Genomic DNA, 19,522 nt, shown 5'->3' on the forward strand with positions numbered 1-19,522 from the left:
TGTAGTCTGATGAAAATAGGTAAAGACCTTCAGGGAGAAATAAACATCATTCCTTTGGTTGATGTGGTTTTGGTGATCCTTATCATCTTCATGATAACAGCTCCTCTTATGACCTCTGGAATTGAAGTAGAACTTCCTAAAACCAAAGATTTTCCTATAGCCCAAAAGGAAGTTCAGCCAATTAAGATTACCATTACCAAAGAAGGAAAGATCAAGCTTTATGGACAAGAAATAAGTTTAGAGGTTTTGTCCAGATGGGCTGAAGAAGCCAAACAAAGAGAGTTAGCCAAAGAAATTCAGATAGAAGCTGATAAAGATTGCCCTTATGGCATAGTAGCTAAGGTACTCTCTGAATTAAAAAAAGCTGGGTTTTCAGAATTAGGATTGTTAACGCAATCTGAGCAACAATAAATACTATGTTTATAAGATACAACTTGGGTTATTATGTTCTTTCTTTATTTTTAAACTTTTGTTTTTTATTTTTACTTTTTTCTAACCTTGAGTTTTTTTCTAAAACACCTGAGACTTTAAAAGTAAAATTAGTTTCTAATGTTATAACATCAAAAAATCTAAATGTTCATCCAGATTCAGAACCTTGGGAGAGAACTGAGCTTGGAAAAGACAGAACTTTGTCTAAGGACTTAGTATCTAAAAAGGAGGGAAAATTTGATATAACAGAAAATAAAGAGGAGAAATTATTGGAAGAAAGATTAACCAGGATCATAAAGTCAAAACAAAAAGAGGTAGAAACTACAACAGAAGAATTAGGTCTTTTAAACAAAAAGATTGCGAGTCTAAAAAAGGGAGCTAAAGAAAGAGTGAGTGCAAGCTATAGGATAGAACAGCAAGGTAGTCTTGGTGGAAGTACAGGGTACTCTTTAGGTCAGGGAACCTACGGTTTTAAAGCAGGTGGTCAAGCTTTAAGTCAAGAATATCTGCTTTTGATAAAAAGGAAGTTGCAAAACCATTTTGAAATTCCTATCTATCTAAGAACTCAGAAGGACTTAGCAGCTATGGTAAGGATAAACATAGGGTCTGACGGAAGGTTGGTAAGTTATGCTTTTATCAAAAAATCTTCAGTTGGGGAGTTTAATTCTGCCGTGGAAAGATGTTTGAAAACCGCCTCTCCCTTACCTGTTGACAGACCAGTTCAAGTAGTGGTAGAATTTAAAGCTACAGGAGTTGGAAAGCTTGAATAAGAGTTTTAAATAAAATTAAAGAGATTTACGGAGGAGCGTTATGTTTAAACTTTCTGAAAGAGCCAAAAATTTAAAACCCTCTGCCACTTTAGTGGTAGATGCAAAGGCTAAAGCCTTGAAATCTCAAGGAATTGACGTGATTAATCTTTCTGCAGGGGAGCCAGATTTTGACACTCCCTCTTACATTAAAGAAAGTTGTAAGAAAGCCTTGGATGAGGGTTTAACTAAGTATATCCCAACTCCTGGACTTTTAAGTTTAAGGAAGGCTATATGTGAAAGGATAAAAGCAGACTATGGGTTTGAATATACACCAGAAGAGGTATTGGTAACTACAGGAGCAAAACAAGCTATCTTTAATTTGCTATTAGCTTTGGTTGATAAAGGAGACGAGGTTTTAATCCTTTCTCCTTACTGGGTTTCTTATCCTGCAATGGTGGAGTTAGCTGGAGGTACTCCAAAGTTTATCCCCTCTGACATGGCTAATAATTTTGAGCCATCTATCAGTGATATCGAGGCAGCTATTAATTCTAATACCGTAGGTATTATTCTTAACAGCCCTTCAAATCCTACAGGCTGTATTTACTCTGATAGATTTTTAAAAGACCTTGCAGAATTGTTAAGAGGAAAAGACATTTGGGTACTAAGTGATGACATTTATGATAAACTAAGATTTGACTTTGCGCCACCTAAAAACATATTATCTGTGGCACCAGATTTTAAAGAAAGAGTTTTTATAGTAAACGGGGTTTCTAAAACCTATGCCATGACTGGTTGGAGGATAGGTTGGCTTGTTGGACCAAAGGAGATAATAAAAATTTGTGCTAACATACAGGGCCAGAGTACTTCTCATGCTACCAGCTTTGCCCAGAAAGCCTGTGAAACCGCTCTTACCTCTTCTCAAGAAGAGGTAGAAAAAATGTGCCGTGTTTTTGCTAAAAGAGCAAAGGTGCTTTCTGAAGAACTAAGAAAAATTCCTGGTATAAAGTTTATCGAGCCACAAGGGGCCTTCTATCTTTTTGCTGATGTTTCAGTGTATTATGGAAAGAAAAACAAAGAAGGAAAAGACATCGGTAGTTCCTTAGATATAGCTGAATATCTATTAGATGAAGCAAGAGTTGCTGTTGTTCCTGGGATAGCCTTTGGAGATGATCGTTTTATAAGGCTTTCCTTTGCAAACTCTGAAGAAAGTTTAAAAGAGGCCTGCCATAGGATAAAGCAGGCCCTATCTCAACTGAGATAGAAAGTTTAGATAAAAACTTTAATTGCAGACTGTTTTGATTTCTTCTTTTACTAATTTTCCATATTCGTAGTATTGGACTTTTACTTGTTCGCAGTTGTCCTTTTTCCCTATAGGGGTAGCATAAACCTTTTGGACCTGGTCTTCGCTAACATATTCTACCGGTTTTCCTGTAGTAGCTGCCTCAGCCGCTGCTTTGTTCATGATGCTTCCAGCCGTCCCTCCGATGATACCACCAATAACCCCACCGATAACTGTTCCTCTCCAACGATTGTTTTTATCTATCAGGGCACCTAAAACTGCCCCAGCTACAGCACCTATCGTAGCTCCTTCCTTAGTTTTTTGACTTGTTTCAGGAACACATCCGGTAAGTAAATACCCTATCAAACAAAAAACCATAAAAAAACTCAAACAACGCATAAGTTTGTTTTTCATGATCCCCTCCTCATGAGAGTATAATAAAGCTGCTTTAATATTAAAGTTTAAACTTTATAGTTTTTAAGTCAATCCTTAGAAAGCACCTTTTTCCGAATTTTTACGAAAAGAAGGTGGTAATGATTAATGGGGCGGGGCCAATCGAGATTTTATAATATTTGTAAAACACCTGCCTTAAAAGTCTTGTCTTTTGTTTTTTTTATTTTAAAATTTCTATTATTATGAGCTGGCGAAAGGTTGAAGAAAGGGATCTAAAAATAGGAATAGAGTTTTCTTTTGGCACTGAGAATATTCAGGTTGAGGAATGTTATTTTAAACAAAAACGGGTTGAAAAGACCTTTGACCTTGCTTTAAGCATCGACAAAGAGGATTATAATGTTTATGTTTGTGGTCCTAATGGTATAGGAAGGACTAGATATACATTAAAAAGACTAAAAGAGATAGCTTCTTCTAAGCCTACTCCTAAAGACATCTGTTATGTAAATAATTTTCAAGAGCCTTATAAACCGAAGGTTTTGATCCTTCCTCCAGGTTATGGAAAAAAATTGGCTGAGCATATAGAAAATATCTTAGAATTTTTAAAAAATGAAACTATAAAAGCTTTTGAAGGTAAAGAGTACGAAGAAGAGTTAAATGCAATCACCAAGGAAATCGACCGAAAGAAAGAGGAAGTAATAAACCAATTAGTGGAGGAGGCTAAATCTTATAATTTGATGGTTCTTTTTGGTCCTGAAGGGGTAAGGTTAATGCCTCTTTTTAAGGTACAAACTTCTCTTCCTCAAGAAGAGCTTTTAAATAATCCTCAGCTTAGAGAAGAGTATCATAAAAACCTTGAGGCCTTTGAACCTAAATTTAGGGATTACCTACGGAAGCTAAGAGAGCTCGATAATATCTTAGGAGAAAACCTTTTAAAGTTAAGACAAAAGATTGCTGAAAGTTTGGTGGATAAAGCGTGTAAAACTTTAGAAGAAGAATTTTCTGAGGTAGAGGGTTTTCAGGGATATTTAAAAAGTTTTAAACAAGAACTTGTTAAAAATATTCAACTATTTATAGACTGGGAAAAATTAAAAGGTAACGTCATTGTTCAGAATAACATCAACCGTGCGTTAAACATTTTTAGGGTAAACGTACTGGTTGATAATTCTGAAACCAAGGGTGCACCTGTAGTTTATGAAAGAATACCTACTTTGAAAGGGCTTTTTGGACAAATAAATTATAAGGCAGAGATGGGAATACTTTATGCTGATCATCTAAGTTTAGCTCCTGGTATTCTTCATAAGGCTAACGGAGGGTATGTAGTTCTTGATCTTTGGGAGGTGTTGAAGAATCCCTATGTATGGTTTCTTTTAAAGAGAACACTTCTTCATAAAGAACTTCATCTTATGGGGGGTATGATAGAGGAGATCCCTGTACCTCATGTAGGTATTTTGCCAGAGCCAGTGCCTTTTTCTGCTAAAGTCTTTTTGATAGGAGATCCCTACCTTTACCAACTTCTTATGTTGTATGATCCTGAGTTTCCTCAACTTTTTAAACTTAAAGCAGAGTTTGAACCTGTGGTTTCTATAGATGAAGAGCTAGTATCTTTATTTCCCAAGGTTGTAAAAAAAGTAATAGTAGAAGAAGGTTTAAAAGACCTTGATAGCTCAGGTCTTAGCGAGCTCTTTAGATATGCGGTTTATCAGTCAGGACATAAAAGGAAAATAAGTTTAATCGTACAAAATTTAATCGACCTTTTAAGAGAAGCAAACACTCTTTCTTCGAATCAATATATAACAGAAAAAGAGATAAAACAGGCTGTTAGAGATCGAATTTACAGGGTTAACATCATAGAGGAAAAGATAAGGGAGCTTATAAGAGAAGGAAAAATCATCATAGATGTAGAGGGTGAAAAGGTTGGGCAGGTAAACGGACTCAGCGTTTATATGCTCGGAGATTACAGTTTTGGTAGGCCTTCTCGTATAACCGCTAATGTATTCCCTGGAAGTCGAGGGGTGGTTAACATAGAAAGAGAAATAGATATGAGTGGACCTATTCACTCAAAGGGTGTTTTTATCCTTTCTTCTTATTTTTACCATCGTTATAGTACCAATTTTCCTCTTCAGTTTTCTTGCACCCTTACTTTTGAACAGGCTTATGAACCGGTAGAAGGAGATAGTGCTTCAGCTGCAGAACTTATGGCTATCCTTTCGGCAGTATCAAAAATTCCTATCAAACAAAACCTTGCTATCACTGGGTCTATCGATCAGTTTGGTAATATTCAACCTGTAGGGGGTATCAAAGAAAAGGTAGAAGGCTTTTATAGGGTTTGTAAAGTAAAAAAATTTACAGGGAATCAAGGGGTTATTATACCACGTCAAAATCTTGATAATCTTCTTCTAGACGAAGAAGTTTTGGAAGATATAAAGAAAGGCGTTTTTCAGGTATATACTGTAGAAACGATAGACGATGTGATGGAGCTTCTTACCGGGAAAAAACCTGAAAGTTTTCATAAAGAGGTTAGTAAAGGTCTTAAGAGGCTTTACGAGTTAAGTAAGGAAAAGGTAAAAACCTCTAAAACAAAAAAGTCTAAAAAATAATTCTTTTTTAAGTATTCAATCAAATTTGTTTAAAATCAGGTTGATAAAAAGTTGTTAGTTTAACTAAGATGTGGTAGATTTGAAAAAAAATCAATTTTTCTATAAGGGGGACAGGATGGCTAAGATTAAAATTGGTGAAAATTTCTCTCTTATCGTACCTGACGATCCAGAAATTCCTTATATCGAGGGTGACGGAATTGGGCCTGATATAATGAAGGCTACTTTAAAGGTATTGAACGCAGCGGTTGACAAGGCTTATGGAGGTAAGAAAAAGATCTTATGGAAAGAGGTTTTAGCAGGAGAAAAGGCCTATAAAGAGACAGGTACCTATCTTCCTGAGGAGACTTTAGAAATTATCAAAAGTTCAGTAGTAGCTTTAAAAGGACCGTTGACTACTCCGGTAGGAGGAGGTTTTAGAAGTTTAAACGTTACTTTAAGACAGGTTCTTGATCTTTATGCCTGTGTAAGGCCTGTAAAATGGATCCCTGGTACCCCCTCACCTGTTAAACATCCTGAAAAGGTAAACATGGTAGTTTTTAGAGAAAATACTGAGGATGTTTATGCAGGTATAGAGTTTCCAGCAGAGTCCCCTGAGGCTAAAAAACTGATAGAGTTTATCAAAGAGACTTTTGGAAAGGAAATAAGGGAAGATTCAGGTATAGGGATAAAACCTATCAGTAAGTTTGGAACCGCAAGGTTGGTAAAAAAAGCTATCCAGTATGCCTTAAATAATGGATATAAAACGGTTACGTTGGTGCATAAAGGTAACATCATGAAATATACCGAAGGGGCTTTTAGGGCTTGGGGTTATGAGGTAGCTAAGGCAGAGTTTCCAGACAAGGTAGTATTAGAGGAAGAGCTAAAAGAAAGGTTCCCCGAGGGTGTTCCTGAAGGTATGGTTATCATTAACGATAGAATAGCCGATGCTATGTTTCAGTGGGCTTTACTTAGACCAGAGGACTATGGGGTACTTGCTACTCCTAACTTAAACGGAGACTATCTTTCTGATGCTTTAGCTGCTCAGGTAGGTGGTTTGGGGATGGCACCTGGTGCTAACATAGGAGATGGATATGCTGTTTTTGAGGCTACCCATGGGTCAGCTCCTAAGTATGCTGGGTTAGACAAGGTTAATCCTTCTTCTTTGATACTTTCTGGAAAAATGATGCTTGAATATCTTGGATGGAAAGAGGCTGCTGAACTTATTTGGAAAGGTCTTACCAAAACCATTCAACAAAAGATAGTGACTTATGATTTAGCAAGACAACTTGAAGGGGCCAAAGAGGTTAAATGTTCTGAGTTTGCTGAAGCTATAGTAGAAAACATTTACAAGGAAGAAATGTAATGATTACTTCCTTAGAAGTAGACCAAGAAAGTTGTATAGGCTGTGGATATTGTATAGAGATATGTCCTGAGGTTTTTACGTGGGGTCCGGAAGGAAAGGCTTTGGTTTATAATTTTGAGGGATGTAAATCTTGTGATTGTATATCTGCCATAGAGAATTGTCCTGTAAAAGCTATTTCTGTAGAAGGGGGTTCTTATGAAAAAGTATGATTTTTCTACTATAGAAGAAAAATGGCAAGAACTCTGGGAAAAACATCAGGTTTTTGAAGCCAAAACCGATCCCTCTAAACCTAAATATTATGTTCTTGAAATGTTCCCTTATCCTTCCGGAAGAATACATATGGGGCATGTAAGAAACTATACCTTAGGTGATATTTTAGCCCGAGTAAAAAGGATGAAAGGGTATAACGTGCTTCATCCTATGGGATGGGATGCTTTTGGACTCCCTGCAGAAAATGCGGCTTTAAAACATGGGGTTCATCCTGCTAAATGGACCTATGATAACATAGCCTACATGAAAAAGCAGTTAAAAAAACTTGGTTTTAGTTACGACTGGAAACGTGAATTAGCTACTTGTGACCCAAGTTATTATAAGTTTGAACAAAGGTTTTTTATCGAGATGTATGAAAATGGACTTGCCTATAGGAAAACCTCGTTGGTTAACTGGTGCCCTTCTTGCCATACGGTACTTGCTAACGAACAGGTGGAGGATGGATGTTGTTGGCGTTGTGGAACTGAGGTCACTTATAAAGAAATGGAAGGTTGGTTTTTAAGAATAACAGCTTATGCTGAGGAACTTTTAAAAGATCTTGATGAGCTTGAGAAATACTGGCCTGAAAAAGTTATTGTAATGCAGAGGAACTGGATAGGGAAAAGTGAAGGAGCAGAAATAAAGTTCTTTTTACCAGACATAGAAGAAGACTTAATAGTTTACACCACCCGCCCTGATACCCTTTATGGTGCTACCTTTATTTCTCTCTCCCCTGAACATCCATTAGCTAAAAAATTAGCTGAAAAAAAAGGGTTGTCTCAGGTGTTAGCTGAGTTTATAGATAAAGTCAGGAAGGAAAGAAGAGAAATTGAAACAGGTATGGCAGAAAAAGAGGGTTTATTCTTAGAAAGTTATGCTATCCATCCTTTGACCAGGGAGAAACTTCCTGTGTATGCAGCCAATTTTGTACTTATGGAATATGGAACCGGAGCTATTATGTGTGTTCCTGCGCACGACCAAAGAGACTTTGAGTTTGCCAAGAAATATAATCTTCCTATAAAAATAGTAATTCAACCAGAGGGTATGAACTTAAACCCTGAAGACCTTAAAGAAGCTTATGAAAAACCTGGGATTATGGTAAATTCAGGACCTTTTACCGGTCTCCCAAGTATAGAAGGAAAAAGTAAAATAACTGCTTATCTCGAAGAAAAAGGTTTGGGCCGAAAAAAGATAACTTACAGGCTTAGAGACTGGGGAGTTTCAAGACAAAGATATTGGGGTTGTCCTATTCCTATGGTCTATTGCGATAAATGCGGAATTGTTCCTGAAAAACTGGAAAACCTTCCGGTAGTTTTACCTACAGACGTTCAAATAGACTTTACTGGGAGATCTCCTTTGCCTTTGTTATCTGATTTTGTTAATACTACCTGTCCTAAGTGTGGAGGCCCAGCTAAACGAGAAACTGATACCTTTGATACTTTTATGGAGTCTTCGTGGTATTTCGCAAGGTTTGCCTGTCCTGATTATCCTGAACCTTTTAATCCAGAGGATATCCATTACTGGTTACCTGTAGACCAGTATATTGGTGGTATAGAACATGCAATTTTACACCTTCTTTATGCTAGATTTTTTACCAAAGTTCTAAGAGACCTTGGTTATTTTAAGATAAACGAGCCGTTTAAAAAATTACTTACCCAAGGGATGGTTATAAAAGAAACCTATAAATGTCCGGTGCATGGATGGGTTTATCCTGAAGAGGTTTCTCCTGAGGGAAAATGTTTAAAACCAGGATGTGATCAAAAAATCATCGTAGGTAAGTTTGAAAAGATGTCAAAAAGTAAATGTAATGTAGTAGACCCTGATGTGATGATTAAAAAATACGGAGCAGACACCGTAAGACTTTTTATCTCCTTTGCAGCTCCACCTGAAAAAGACCTTGAGTGGAGTGACCATGGTATAGAAGGTGCATACAGGTTTTTAAAAAGACTTTATCATTTAGTGTTAGAATATGCAGAGGACTTAAGAGGAATAGAATATTCCTCTGAAGAGTTTAAAAATCTTGATCCCAAGTTAGTGCCTCTTAGAAAAAAACTTCATAAGACTATTAAAAAAGTTTCTGAAGATTTTGAAAAAAGACTCAGGTTTAACACAGGGATTGCGGCTATCATGGAATTTTTAAACCTATTTCAGGATTATCTAAAAGAAATGGATTTAAACAACATGGTGCATAAAAAACTAATAAAAGAGTGTCTAGAAAAGGTGGTGTTACTTATATCTCCTGTATGTCCTCATTTGGCAGAAGAGTTATGGCAAGAGCTTGGAAATAAGACTTTTATTTCCTGCGAACGTTTCCCTGAGTACGAAGAAGCTTGGTTGATAGATGAGACCTATACGCTTGTTGTTCAGGTGAACGGTAAGGTGAGAGATCAAGTAGAGGTTTCGGTTGAGGCTACTAAAGAAGAGTTAGAAGCCATGATAAAAGAAAGACCAAAGGTAAAAAAATATTTAGAAGGAAAAACAATCAAAAATGTGGTTTTTGTCCCTAAGAAACTTATTAATTTTGTGGTTTAGTTTTATACTTTTAGGTTGTGGTTATAGTTTTTACCAGCGCCCTTTATATTTAAAAGAAGACTGGAAGACTATTTATATCCCCCCGTGGAAAAACTATTCTTCTGAAACTTCTTTGGGAGAATATCTTTCTTATTACCTAAGACATAAGTTTGCACAAGGTCAGTTTTTACTTCCTGTATATGATGAAGAAAAAGCAGATCTGATTTTAAAAGGTGAGGTGAAAAAGGTCTACTTAGATCCGATTTCTTATGAAACTTTTTTGGTTACTAAAGAAAGAAAGATATTTTTTGAGGGAGAATATCAGCTTATCGAAAGAAAAACCGGAAAGGTTATTTTAAAACGACCGATTAGCCGTTATGAGATTTATCGTGTAGCTCAACAACAGGTGGTTAATTTTTTAGACCCTGGTAGAGAAGAGGCCTTAAAACTTCTTTCTCAAGATTTAGCTGAAATTATACTTCAAGACATAATGTTTAACGAGTTGAAACTATAAAACCCTTACCAGAGTTTAAGTCCCTCTAAGGTTTCTTTTATATCCTGAGGTTCAAGGTATCTTAGGCCTAACTTATCAGCCATGTTGAGAACCCCTTTGTCTGCAGAAAGTACAAGGGCATCGAGCTCAAGGGCTAAAAGGATAATCTCTAAGTCCTCTTTAGAGTCAACTATCCCTTCCCTTAATACTTCTCTATATCTTCTTCTTAAAAATTTAAGGACCTCTTCAGGTTTTTTATAAGTAGAGGCTTTTACCGCCTCTTCGGCTACTCTAAGGCCTTTGTTGATCCTATTTCTTAATTCTTCTATAAATTCATACATCAAAAAAGCAGGGATATAGAGTTCATATTTTTTGGGAGATTTCACCTTAAGCACTGATCTTGCTTTAGGAGGGAGTTTAAGGTTGTTAAGCATCCTTTTTAGCTCTTCGAACACAGAACTTGGTAAATAAACGTTTATCTCTCCTTCTAATTCTGCTACCATTAAAAGAAAGTTAGTGAAGGCTTCTGAAGGGTTTGAACCAAACTGTTTATAAACGTCAGGATTGGTAAAAATACTTGTATCTGGAACTAATCTCTCTTTTTCCATGTCTTACTCCAATTTTTTTGCTTAGTTTAAAACCATCTCTTCAAATAATGCTGGAATATGGATTTCATCAAATTTTTCAGGATATTTTTCTAAAAGGATTTTTTTAAAGACCTCCATCTTTTCAGGTTCTCCATGTACTAAAAACAATTTTTTAACATGGTCTAAACGAGAAATCCATTCTAACAACTCCTTTTGTCCTGCATGGGAGGAAAAACCGTTTATGGTGTAAACCTTTAGTCGAACAGGTAGTTCTTCACCAAAAATATGTATTTTTTTAGCTCCATCTACGATGAGCCTCCCTAAGGTTCCCTTAGGCTGAAAACCTACAAAAACCAAACTACATTCTGGGCGATATATGTTGTTTCTTAGGTGATGAAGAATTCTTCCTCCAGTAATGGTGCCATTTCCTGCAATGATTATAGCCCGTGATTTTACGTTATTTATCTGTTTAGATTCTTCTACGTCTTCTGTAAGGGTTAGATAGGGAAACTCAAAAGGGTCTTTTTGAGTAAACACTTTATAAGCCTCTTCATCAAAAAATTCAGGGTTGTCTTTAAATATTTTGGTAGCCTTGATGGCAAGAGGACTATCTAAAAAGACATAGCAAGGGGGAAGAAGTTTTTGTTCATAAAATTCTCTCAACGTGTAAAGAATTTCTTGAGCTCTCTCGAGAGCAAAAGTGGGAATAAAGACGTTTCCTCCTCTTTCGAAGGTTTCAAGAATTGCTTCTAACAGTTCTTTTTTTGATTCTTCAAAAGATTTATGATCTCTATCTGCATAAGTGGTTTCTATACATAAAAAGTCTGTAGGTAAGGGATAGTCAAAGTCTTTTACGATAGGTTTGTTCTTATTTCCTAAATCTCCAGAAAAGGTTATTTTTTGTTTGGTCTCTAAGTCTTCTATCTGAACAAAACAGGACCCAAGTATATGGCCTGCGTCTTTAAAAAGGACTTTTATTTTGTTTTCTAAAATCAAAGGTGTATTAAAGTTGAGGTTTATTTTAAAAAAGTTAAAACTTTCTACTACATCATATTCGTCATAAAGAGGGGGAGGAGGTAGGTCTAATCCTCTCTTAATCGATTTTTTGTATAGCGTTTTATAATGCTCTCTCATCACTTTTGCTGCGTCAAGAAGCATAATCTTAGCTATTTGAGAAGTAGGTTTAGTACAGATGATTTTGCCTCTGAAGCCTTCTTTTACTAAAAGAGGAAGCCTTCCACAATGGTCGATATGGGCATGAGTAAGAATAAGATAAGAGATTTCCTTAGGGTCAAAAGGAAAAGAGTTCTGGTTTTTTGAACTCTCAAGTCCCTGGAAAAGCCCACAATCAACCAAGATCTTTGTATTTCTTATGTTCAAAAGAAAACAACTTCCCGTTACCCCTCCCGCTCCTCCATAAAATCCGATTTTAATTCCCATTTGACCCTCCGTGGTTTGCAAACTCTAATATTCTTTGAGGGTAGGTATAAACATTAAACCTTTCACCTCGTAAAAAGCCTATTAAAGTGACTCCGATTTTTTCAGCAAGTTCAACGGCTAAGGAGGTGGGTGCACTGCGGCTTATTAAAAAGGGAATTTTCCATCTCCCCACCTTAAGTACCATTTCTGAAGAAATCCTACCGCTTACGAGGATAAGCTTGTCTTCGAAGGAAAGACCATTTAAAAGGGCATATCCTAATACTTTGTCGACCGCATTATGTCTTCCTATGTCTTCTGCATAAAAAATTATGTCTTCTTGGCTACAAATGGCTGCTGAGTGCAAACAACCTGTGAGTTTAAATAGTTCTGCTTTTCTAACAAAAGCTTTAAACAAGTTAAATATAGAGTTTTTGTCAACCTTAAAATTAAAAGAGTTATAAGGTTGTATCTCAGAGAGAAAACTGTATGAGGCAAAGCATCCTGAAGAAAGAGTTTTTGAAGGAAGATCCACTTTTTCATAGGTATATACTTTAGCGATGACCTCTCCGTTTTTTTCTATTAATTCAAGTTCTTCCGGACACCAGACATCCTGTATCAGACCTTCTGTAAGGATAAAACTTACGATTAGTTCTTTAAGGTGCATAGGGGTTGCTGCAAGGGAGAGGATTTCCTGTTCGTTTATCAGAAGCCTAACTTTGGTTTCTGTTGCTAATAAATCTTCAAACTCAGATATGTCTTGGTTAGTCTTTACTTTCCATACTTTTTTAAATTTGATCGGTGAAGGTAAAGGCATTTACCTTACGGTTACAGCAAGCACTTGTTTTAAGGTAGTTTCGCCTTTTAAAACTTTTAAAATACCGTCTTGTTTAAGGGTCGTAAATCCTTTAGTGATAGCTAAGTTTCTAATCTCGTTAGCAGGTTTGTTTTTTATAATGTATTCTCTTATTTCTTCATCAGGAATAAGAAGTTCATGTATAGCCATCCTACCTTTAAAACCTGTATAGTTACACTGAGGACACCCTACAGGCCTGAAAAAAGTAGCTTTTTCAATCATTTCATCGGTCAGAGGTTTAGTAGGATGAAATCCGTATTCTCTTTTAAGACGTTCTATCTCTTCTTCTGAAGGGGTATAAAGTTCCTTGCATTCTTTGCAGAGTCTTTTAGCCAATCTTTGAGCAAGAACTCCCAGTAAAGCGTCTGCAAAGTTAAACGGATCTATACCCATCCCTAAAAGTCTGGTGATGGTTTCAGGGGCACTGTTAGTATGTAAGGTGCTTAAAACTAAATGGCCGGTAAGAGAGGCCTCTATTAAAGTATGAGCTGTTTCTTCATCTCTTGTTTCTCCTATCATGATGATGTCAGGGTCTGCACGTAAAAAGGCTCGAAGTACTTTGGCAAAGGTAAGCCCGATCTTAGGGTTAACTTGTACCTGACGAAGACCTTCTTGTACTATTTCTACTGGGTCTTCAGCTGTCCAGATTTTTTTGTTTGGCTTATTTAAATATTTTAAAGCAGCATGAAGGGTTGTGGTTTTACCTGAACCAGTAGGCCCTACTACTAAGATCAACCCATAGGGATAGTCTAAAATTTTTTTGAAGTTTTGGTAGTTTTCTTCTAATAGGTCTATTTCTTCTAATTGTCTAAACTCGATCCCTCCTAAAATTCTCATAACTACGTCTTCATTATTTTCGATGGTAGGAATGGTGGCTACCCTTATTTCAAACTCTTTGCCTTCTTTGGTTCTAAATTTTATCTTTCCGTCTTGGGGTAATCTTTTTTCTGCAATGTTAAGATTGGCCATGATTTTAATACGAGAGATAACCTGTCTTTTCTGATGTTCAGGGATGGTAGAATACTGAAAGCACTCTCCATCCACCCTAAACCTTACTTGCAACCCCTTCTTCCCGGTTAAACTTTCCCAATGAATGTCTGAGGCTCGTCTTTTATAAGCTTCTTCTATGATGAAATTCACCAGTTGAACGATGGCACTATCTATCAAAGATACATCTTCTATTTCTTCCTCTTCCTGTACCTCTTCTATCCCAACCTCTTCTAGTATGGACAAGCTCCCTTCAGAAAAATAACTATCTACGATGTCTATCAAATCTTCCTTGATCGCAAAACTTAACACCAAGCTTTCAGAAGAAAGTTGAAGGACTTTTTTAACTTTTTCTATGTTTTCTTGGTCTTCAGGATCATAACAGACAAGATAAATCCTACCGGTTTCTTTTTCTTTTAAAGGTACACAAAGAGCATCTAAAAAAAACTGTTTCTTGATCCCTAAAACTTGAGGCATTTTAGAATACTTTGTTAAATCTCTTGCGTCAATAACCGGGATTTGATAAACGTTTTTAACAGACTCAAGTATTTCTGACTTCTTCACTTTATACCGTTCTATAAGTAAAAGTTCTAAGCTTTTGTTAGTTTCTAAACTTTCGGTATAAAGTTTTAAAAGTTCTTCTATTTTAAGATTAAGTTTTTTAAAAACAAACTTTAATCGTTCAAGCTTCTTTAGTACCTGAAGTTTTTCTGTTTTTTCTAAATATTTAGGGTCAGAAGTAGAAATAAATAGCTGTTTGTAGATGTTAAAGGCCTTTTTAAATTCATAGCTGTTTTCGCAAATATAGGCAATCTTTGACAAAAGAAAAATCTCTACCTCTTTACTTAATACCTCTTTTTTTTGAAGAAGACTTATCAGAATGTCTAAAAGTTCATAGGATTGAATCCTTGGTTCGTAGTCCTCTAAAATTTTTTTGAAAACAAGAAAGTTGTTGAGATTTTCAGTAAGTAAATCTTTTAATTGCCTTGCAGTATTCTCCATATCTAATAATTTTATTTAATAATTTTTAAAAAACAACCCGTTTTAACGTTTTATAAAAGGTATATTAAAACCTTTTAAAAAACTTGACAAAATCAGAAAACCCGTTAGACTAAACCAAAATTTTAAAAAAGGAGGGGTTATCTTTTGGCGGGGATAGTCGTTAAAGAAGGAGAGTCTTTAGAACAAGCTTTAAAAAGGTTTAAAAGACTTGTAGAAAAAACAAAAATACTTTCTGAGGTTAAAAAAAGAGAGTTTTACGAAAAGCCTGGGGTTAGACGTAGAAAAAAGATGCAAGCAGCCCGTAAAAAACTGCTGAAAAAACTTAAGAAGTTGCAACAAAAAATGAAAGAAAAATAAGGGGTATTCCTCTAAAATTTTAGAACGTAGTGTTGAAATCTTTTGTTAAACTTGAATGGTCTAAACTTTTAGATTATTTTTCGGAAAATGTAGTTAGTGATTTTGTTAAACAAGAAGTAAAACAATTATTACCTAATTTTGATTTTGAAAAAGCCTATATACTTCAGGCGCAAACAAGTTATCTTTGGAACCTTATAGAAAAGGGGGAAAGGATAGACCTTGTCCCCCTTAAATCATTAAGATTTCTTTTTCTTAAGGCTCAAAAACGTTCTGTTTTTCTTCCTTTAGAACTTATACAGATTAAGCAGTGGTTTACAGTTTTAAAAAGGTTATCTTCAGTTCTCAATAATTCTCCTTTTTCTCGGCTTGTGGAGGTCTATCAAGGTGTTATGGAGTTAGAGCAACAAGTTTTAGACCGTGTACTTGATTATGAAAGAAAGGAAATTAAAGACAAAGCTTCCTATCAACTTTATGTAATAAGAAAAAAGATTAGAGAGGCTTTAGACCTTCTTTATACTAAGCTTGATAAACTTAGAGAACATTTTTTTAAAAAAGGTTATCTACAGGAAAATCTTTATACCCAAAAAGAAGGTAGGTATGTTCTTCCTGTTAAGGTTGAGTTTAAAAATAAGGTAAAAGGGATTTTCCATGGACTTTCTTCAAGTGGGGCTACTGCTTTTATAGAACCGGTTTCTATCATAGGGCTTTCAAATGAGGTGGAAACCCTTCGTCACCAAGAGCAAAGAGAAGAATTAAAGATTTTAAAAGAAGTTTCTCAAGAGTTGTTTTTAAAAAGAGATCTTTTTTTTGAGCTTGAAGACCTTTATTTAGAGTTCGAAATAGCCTGGGGGAAGGTAAACTTAGGAAGGGTTTATCGAGGGATTTTCCCTGAGTTAAAACCTCAGGGAAGCCTTAAGATCTGGCAAGGAGTTCATCCTTTTTTATTACTTTCTCAAACCGAAAAAAAACAGGTTAAGGCAGCTAGAAACGATTTTTTCTTAGAAAAGGGGTTGCTTATTACAGGACCTAACTTAGGTGGTAAGACAGTTTCTCTAAAAACCATAGGTTTGATTTGTTTAATGGCTCAGACCGGTTTTTTAATACCTGCAGAAAGAGCTGAAATCCCGGTTTTTACCCAAGTTTTTGCTGATATAGGAGATGATCAGGATATCTTTCAGGGCGAGTCTTCTTTTTCTTCTCATTTAAGAGGCCTTAAAGAGATTTTAGACCAGGCAGATAGTCAAACCTTGGTGCTTCTTGATGAACCAGGCAGAGGCACAGACCCTGAAAAAGGTATGGCACTTATTGCTGCGGTGTTGGAAGAGCTTCTAAAAAGAGGGGTAAAAGTAGTGGTTACTACCCATTCTCAGTTTTTGAAAACCTTAGGGTTTAAGATAGAGGGGTTAAAGGTTGCTACGATGGAGTATGACCTTGAGACTAAAGAACCTACTTACAGTTTGGTTTATGATGTTTATGGGGATTCTTTAGCCTTTGAGCTGGCCAAAAAAATAGGTATTCCTGAGCGAATTTTAGATAGAGCCTTTGAATACTTGCAAAATAAAGAATACTGGGAATGGTATAAACTTTGGGAAAAAGAGTTTGATAAGGTTAAAAAGCTTAAAGAATCTTTAGAAAACAAAGAAAAAGAATTAGAATTAAGAGAGCTTCAACTTAATTATAAAAAAGAAGAACTTGAAAAACATTATGTCAAACAACTCGAACTCAAGTTTAAAGAATGGGAAAGGGAGTTTAAGAAACTGATAGAGGAATTGAGTGAAAAGGGTATAGGTAAAAAAGGCGGGGCGAAAGAGTTTGAAAAGTTTGTGGCTAAGGTTTTAAAAGAAAGTCAAAAAGAAGAAACTATTCAGGAAGGAGATTATGTATTAATAAAAGGGTTTAATCAGAAAGGAAAGGTTATAAAGATAAAAAATAATAGTTTAGCAGAGGTTGTGTGTGGTGCTTTAAAATTAGAGTTACCCTTAGAAAGGTTATCTAAGGTTATCTTAGAGAATCATACACTAAAATCAAATCAATTTCAGGGCTTTTCTCTAAAAGCTTCTCCTACGTCTCAAATATCTAAAGGAATTAGGAAAAGCGTTTATCTTTTGGGTTTGACAGTGGATGAGGCTTTGGAAGAGGTAGAAAAAGAACTTAACAGGAGTTTTTTAGAAGGGGTAGCTGAGGTTTATCTTGTTCATGGGCATGGGTCAGGAAGGTTAAGAGAAGCTATTCATAAACATCTGAAAAACCATCCTCTGGTAAGAGAATTTAGGTTTGCAGAACAAAGTAAGGGAGGGACAGGGGTTACCGTAGTTTTCTTGGAAAAAAACTATTAAGGAGGTTTTTTTATTTTACTATTGCATATTTAAAAAAGTGTATTATAAAATTTTTGATGAAAAAATTTCTTTCAATCTTTATCTTTAATACTTTAACTTTAAAGACCAAACAAAGTTCACAGAGGTAACCTTTGGAAGGACTTTTTGAAAAGATAAAAGAAATCTATGACCTTGTAGAAGTAGTGTCTAACTATGTAAGGTTAAAGAGGGTAGGCAAAAATTTTGTAGGGCTTTGTCCTTTTCATTCAGAGAAAACCCCTTCTTTTGTGGTCAGTCCTGAGAAACAGATTTTCAAATGTTTTGGATGTGGAGAGTCTGGGGATGTGGTGACTTTTTACATGAAGATAAAGGGGTTATCTTTTAAAGAAGCTATCTTAGAATTAGCAGAGAAAGCAGGGATTTATGTAGAAGAGAAGATTTTTCTAGAAAAAAGAAAAGAAAACGAGCTTGTTAGTCTGGCTTATAAAGTAGCCAAGTTTTACCATCATTTGCTGTTTTTTCATCCCGGGGCTAAAGAAGGAAGAGAATATCTTTTAGAAAGAGGTCTTTCTGAGGAAACTATAAAGCATTTCCTGTTAGGTTTTGCTCCTCAAGAAGGTAGGGTATTAACTAGCTATTTAAGAACCTCGAAAGAAGAATTCAAACACGCAGAAGAGCTTGGCTTGATCAAACAAGTACAAGATGGTTCTTTTGTAGACCTTTTTAAGTTTAGGATAATTTTTCCTGTTTTTAATTCCAAAGGAGAATGTGTTGGTTTTGGAGGAAGGGCCCTTGTTAAAGAAGATGAGCCCAAGTATTTAAATACCCCAGAGTCTAAGATTTATAAAAAATCAGAAATCCTTTATGGTTTTTATCAGGCTAAAGAATATATCAAGAAAGAAAAAACCTGTTTTTTAGTAGAGGGATACTTTGATTTCCTTTCTTTCTGGGAGGCTGGGATAAGAAATACGGTTGCTACCTGTGGTACAGCCCTTACCCCTAATCATGTAAAGATTCTTAAAGGATTATCAGAAGAGATATTGGTGTGTTACGACGGCGATGAAGCTGGGAAAAAAGCTACGGTAAGGGCTGTGTCTTTGTTTGTAAAAGAAGGGATTTTACCTAAATGTGTCGTTTTACCTGAAGGGGAGGATCCTGATTCTTTTGTCCAAAAAATTAAGATGAATTCCTCAGAGATTAAGGAAAAAATAAAGGATTTAACCCAAGATGGAATTTCCTTTGTTGCTTCTTTTTTCCAAGACAAATTCAAACAAAATCCTTCTAAGGCCTATCAAGAATTGATTGAGGTTTTTCAGGGTATAGAAGACCCGTTTTTAAAGAAAAAAGTAGCTAAGGAATTGAGCTTTAAACTGGATTTGTCTGAAACAGAGATTTTAAAAAGTTTATCTAAAAAGGAAGTATCTAAAAAACCTGCTATACTTATTTCATCTTCTGAAAAAAATTCAGCTGAGCCTAGGGAAGATAGTTGTTTGAGGATGATCGCTCAATATTTAGTAAATTATCCTCAAGATTTAGAAATTTTAGAGGAGTCAGGACTTTCTAAGTATTTAGAAGTTTGTGTTTCTAAGTATGCGGTTTTTTTAAAAAAGTTAATCGAGAGTTTGAAAAAAGGGCTGGGAGAGCTTTCTTGTGTCTCTGATCCTGAATTTCAGTCTATTCTAAGCGATCTTCTCTTTAGTCCTCCTTTTGAAAGTCGAGAGGAGGTTCTCAAAGACATAAAATCCTTTCTCCAAAAGTCTTTAATCAAGCTGGAACTTAAAAAACTTGCAGAGAGTATAAAAAATTTAGAAAATATAGGGGCAAAAGAAGAAAAAAATCAGTATCTTTGCCTTTTGAAATCCACTTTGCTTAATAAGGTTTGTGGTTTAGACAAAGTAGATAATTAAAGTAGATAATTAAACAAAAGTTTGTATAAAAATTTTTAATAAAGGAGGATTGG

The 19,522-nt window shown here is 35.6% G+C and carries 16 protein-coding genes; 11 read left to right on the plus strand and 5 right to left on the minus strand.

The window, feature by feature from the left end:
* Positions 1-9: 9 nt before the first annotated feature.
* Genes PWP26_RS03015 through PWP26_RS03025 form a run of 3 tightly spaced genes read left to right on the plus strand, consistent with a single transcriptional unit; the run spans position 10 to position 2,439 of the window.
* Complete coding sequence (locus tag PWP26_RS03015; protein ID WP_287568013.1) at positions 10-411, plus strand: biopolymer transporter ExbD; 402 nt, start codon at positions 10-12, stop codon at positions 409-411.
* 5 nt (positions 412-416) lie between these two features.
* Positions 417-1,199, plus strand: a complete 783-nt coding sequence (locus PWP26_RS03020) for a TonB C-terminal domain-containing protein (protein WP_301398936.1) — start codon at positions 417-419, stop codon at positions 1,197-1,199.
* A gap of 40 nt (positions 1,200-1,239) precedes the next feature.
* Positions 1,240-2,439 carry a pyridoxal phosphate-dependent aminotransferase gene (locus PWP26_RS03025; RefSeq protein ID WP_301398937.1) on the plus strand — a complete coding sequence of 400 codons (1,200 nt, stop codon included), beginning with the start codon at positions 1,240-1,242 and terminating at the stop codon, positions 2,437-2,439.
* An 18-nt stretch (positions 2,440-2,457) separates the two neighbouring features.
* Here the strand turns inward: PWP26_RS03025 and PWP26_RS03030 are convergent, their stop codons facing one another.
* The gene (locus PWP26_RS03030) at positions 2,458-2,871 is read right to left on the minus strand and encodes a glycine zipper 2TM domain-containing protein (protein WP_211211349.1); all 414 of its coding nucleotides are present in this window, start codon (positions 2,869-2,871) and stop codon (positions 2,458-2,460) included.
* Between the two features lie 221 nt (positions 2,872-3,092).
* Here PWP26_RS03030 and PWP26_RS03035 point away from each other — a divergent pair, with 221 nt between their 5' ends.
* The 5 genes from PWP26_RS03035 (at position 3,093) to PWP26_RS03055 (ending at position 10,063) form a co-directional block, all read left to right on the plus strand.
* A complete protein-coding gene (locus PWP26_RS03035) occupies positions 3,093-5,447 on the plus strand; it encodes a Lon protease family protein (protein ID WP_301398938.1) in 2,355 nt (784 codons plus the stop codon).
* A gap of 115 nt (positions 5,448-5,562) precedes the next feature.
* On the plus strand, positions 5,563-6,789 hold the full coding sequence (gene icd, locus PWP26_RS03040) for an isocitrate dehydrogenase (NADP(+)) (RefSeq protein WP_287568006.1): 1,227 nt from the start codon (positions 5,563-5,565) through the stop codon (positions 6,787-6,789).
* Positions 6,789-6,998 carry a ferredoxin gene (locus tag PWP26_RS03045; protein ID WP_273010942.1) on the plus strand — a complete coding sequence of 70 codons (210 nt, stop codon included), beginning with the start codon at positions 6,789-6,791 and terminating at the stop codon, positions 6,996-6,998. Before icd ends, PWP26_RS03045 begins: the two co-directional genes overlap by 1 nt.
* Positions 6,985-9,570: a leucine--tRNA ligase gene (gene leuS / locus PWP26_RS03050; RefSeq protein WP_273010939.1), complete on the plus strand. Its 2,586-nt coding sequence runs from the start codon at positions 6,985-6,987 to the stop codon at positions 9,568-9,570. Before PWP26_RS03045 ends, leuS begins: the two co-directional genes overlap by 14 nt.
* A complete protein-coding gene (locus tag PWP26_RS03055) occupies positions 9,527-10,063 on the plus strand; it encodes an LptE family protein (RefSeq protein WP_273010936.1) in 537 nt (178 codons plus the stop codon). Before leuS ends, PWP26_RS03055 begins: the two co-directional genes overlap by 44 nt.
* A 5-nt stretch (positions 10,064-10,068) precedes the next feature.
* On the opposite strand, the gene PWP26_RS03060 is transcribed toward PWP26_RS03055, so the two are convergent.
* From PWP26_RS03060 to PWP26_RS03075, 4 genes are read right to left on the minus strand one after another with little or no spacing between them, the layout of a single operon-like run.
* Positions 10,069-10,650 carry an RNA ligase partner protein gene (locus PWP26_RS03060; RefSeq protein WP_287568000.1) on the minus strand — a complete coding sequence of 194 codons (582 nt, stop codon included), beginning with the start codon at positions 10,648-10,650 and terminating at the stop codon, positions 10,069-10,071.
* 21 nt (positions 10,651-10,671) lie between these two features.
* The gene (locus PWP26_RS03065) at positions 10,672-12,069 is read right to left on the minus strand and encodes an MBL fold metallo-hydrolase (protein ID WP_287567999.1); all 1,398 of its coding nucleotides are present in this window, start codon (positions 12,067-12,069) and stop codon (positions 10,672-10,674) included.
* Positions 12,059-12,862 carry a formate dehydrogenase accessory sulfurtransferase FdhD gene (gene fdhD, locus PWP26_RS03070; protein ID WP_051754491.1) on the minus strand — a complete coding sequence of 268 codons (804 nt, stop codon included), beginning with the start codon at positions 12,860-12,862 and terminating at the stop codon, positions 12,059-12,061. The genes PWP26_RS03065 and fdhD overlap by 11 nt, the downstream gene beginning before the upstream one ends.
* Positions 12,863-14,890: a GspE/PulE family protein gene (locus PWP26_RS03075; RefSeq protein ID WP_287567996.1), complete on the minus strand. Its 2,028-nt coding sequence runs from the start codon at positions 14,888-14,890 to the stop codon at positions 12,863-12,865.
* A 144-nt stretch (positions 14,891-15,034) separates the two neighbouring features.
* On the opposite strand from PWP26_RS03075, the gene rpsU reads away from it, so the two are divergent.
* From rpsU to dnaG, 3 genes are all read left to right on the plus strand, one after another.
* Positions 15,035-15,247: a 30S ribosomal protein S21 gene (gene rpsU / locus PWP26_RS03080; RefSeq protein ID WP_038060960.1), complete on the plus strand. Its 213-nt coding sequence runs from the start codon at positions 15,035-15,037 to the stop codon at positions 15,245-15,247.
* A 32-nt stretch (positions 15,248-15,279) separates the two neighbouring features.
* Positions 15,280-17,583, plus strand: a complete 2,304-nt coding sequence (locus PWP26_RS03085) for an endonuclease MutS2 (protein ID WP_301398939.1) — start codon at positions 15,280-15,282, stop codon at positions 17,581-17,583.
* A gap of 131 nt (positions 17,584-17,714) precedes the next feature.
* A complete protein-coding gene (gene dnaG, locus PWP26_RS03090; RefSeq protein ID WP_273010451.1) occupies positions 17,715-19,469 on the plus strand; it encodes a DNA primase in 1,755 nt (584 codons plus the stop codon).
* Positions 19,470-19,522: the final 53 nt, after the last annotated feature.

The sequence above is a fragment of the Thermodesulfobacterium sp. genome (assembly GCF_030445475.1).
Taxonomy (GTDB): domain Bacteria; phylum Desulfobacterota; class Thermodesulfobacteria; order Thermodesulfobacteriales; family Thermodesulfobacteriaceae; genus Thermodesulfobacterium; species Thermodesulfobacterium commune.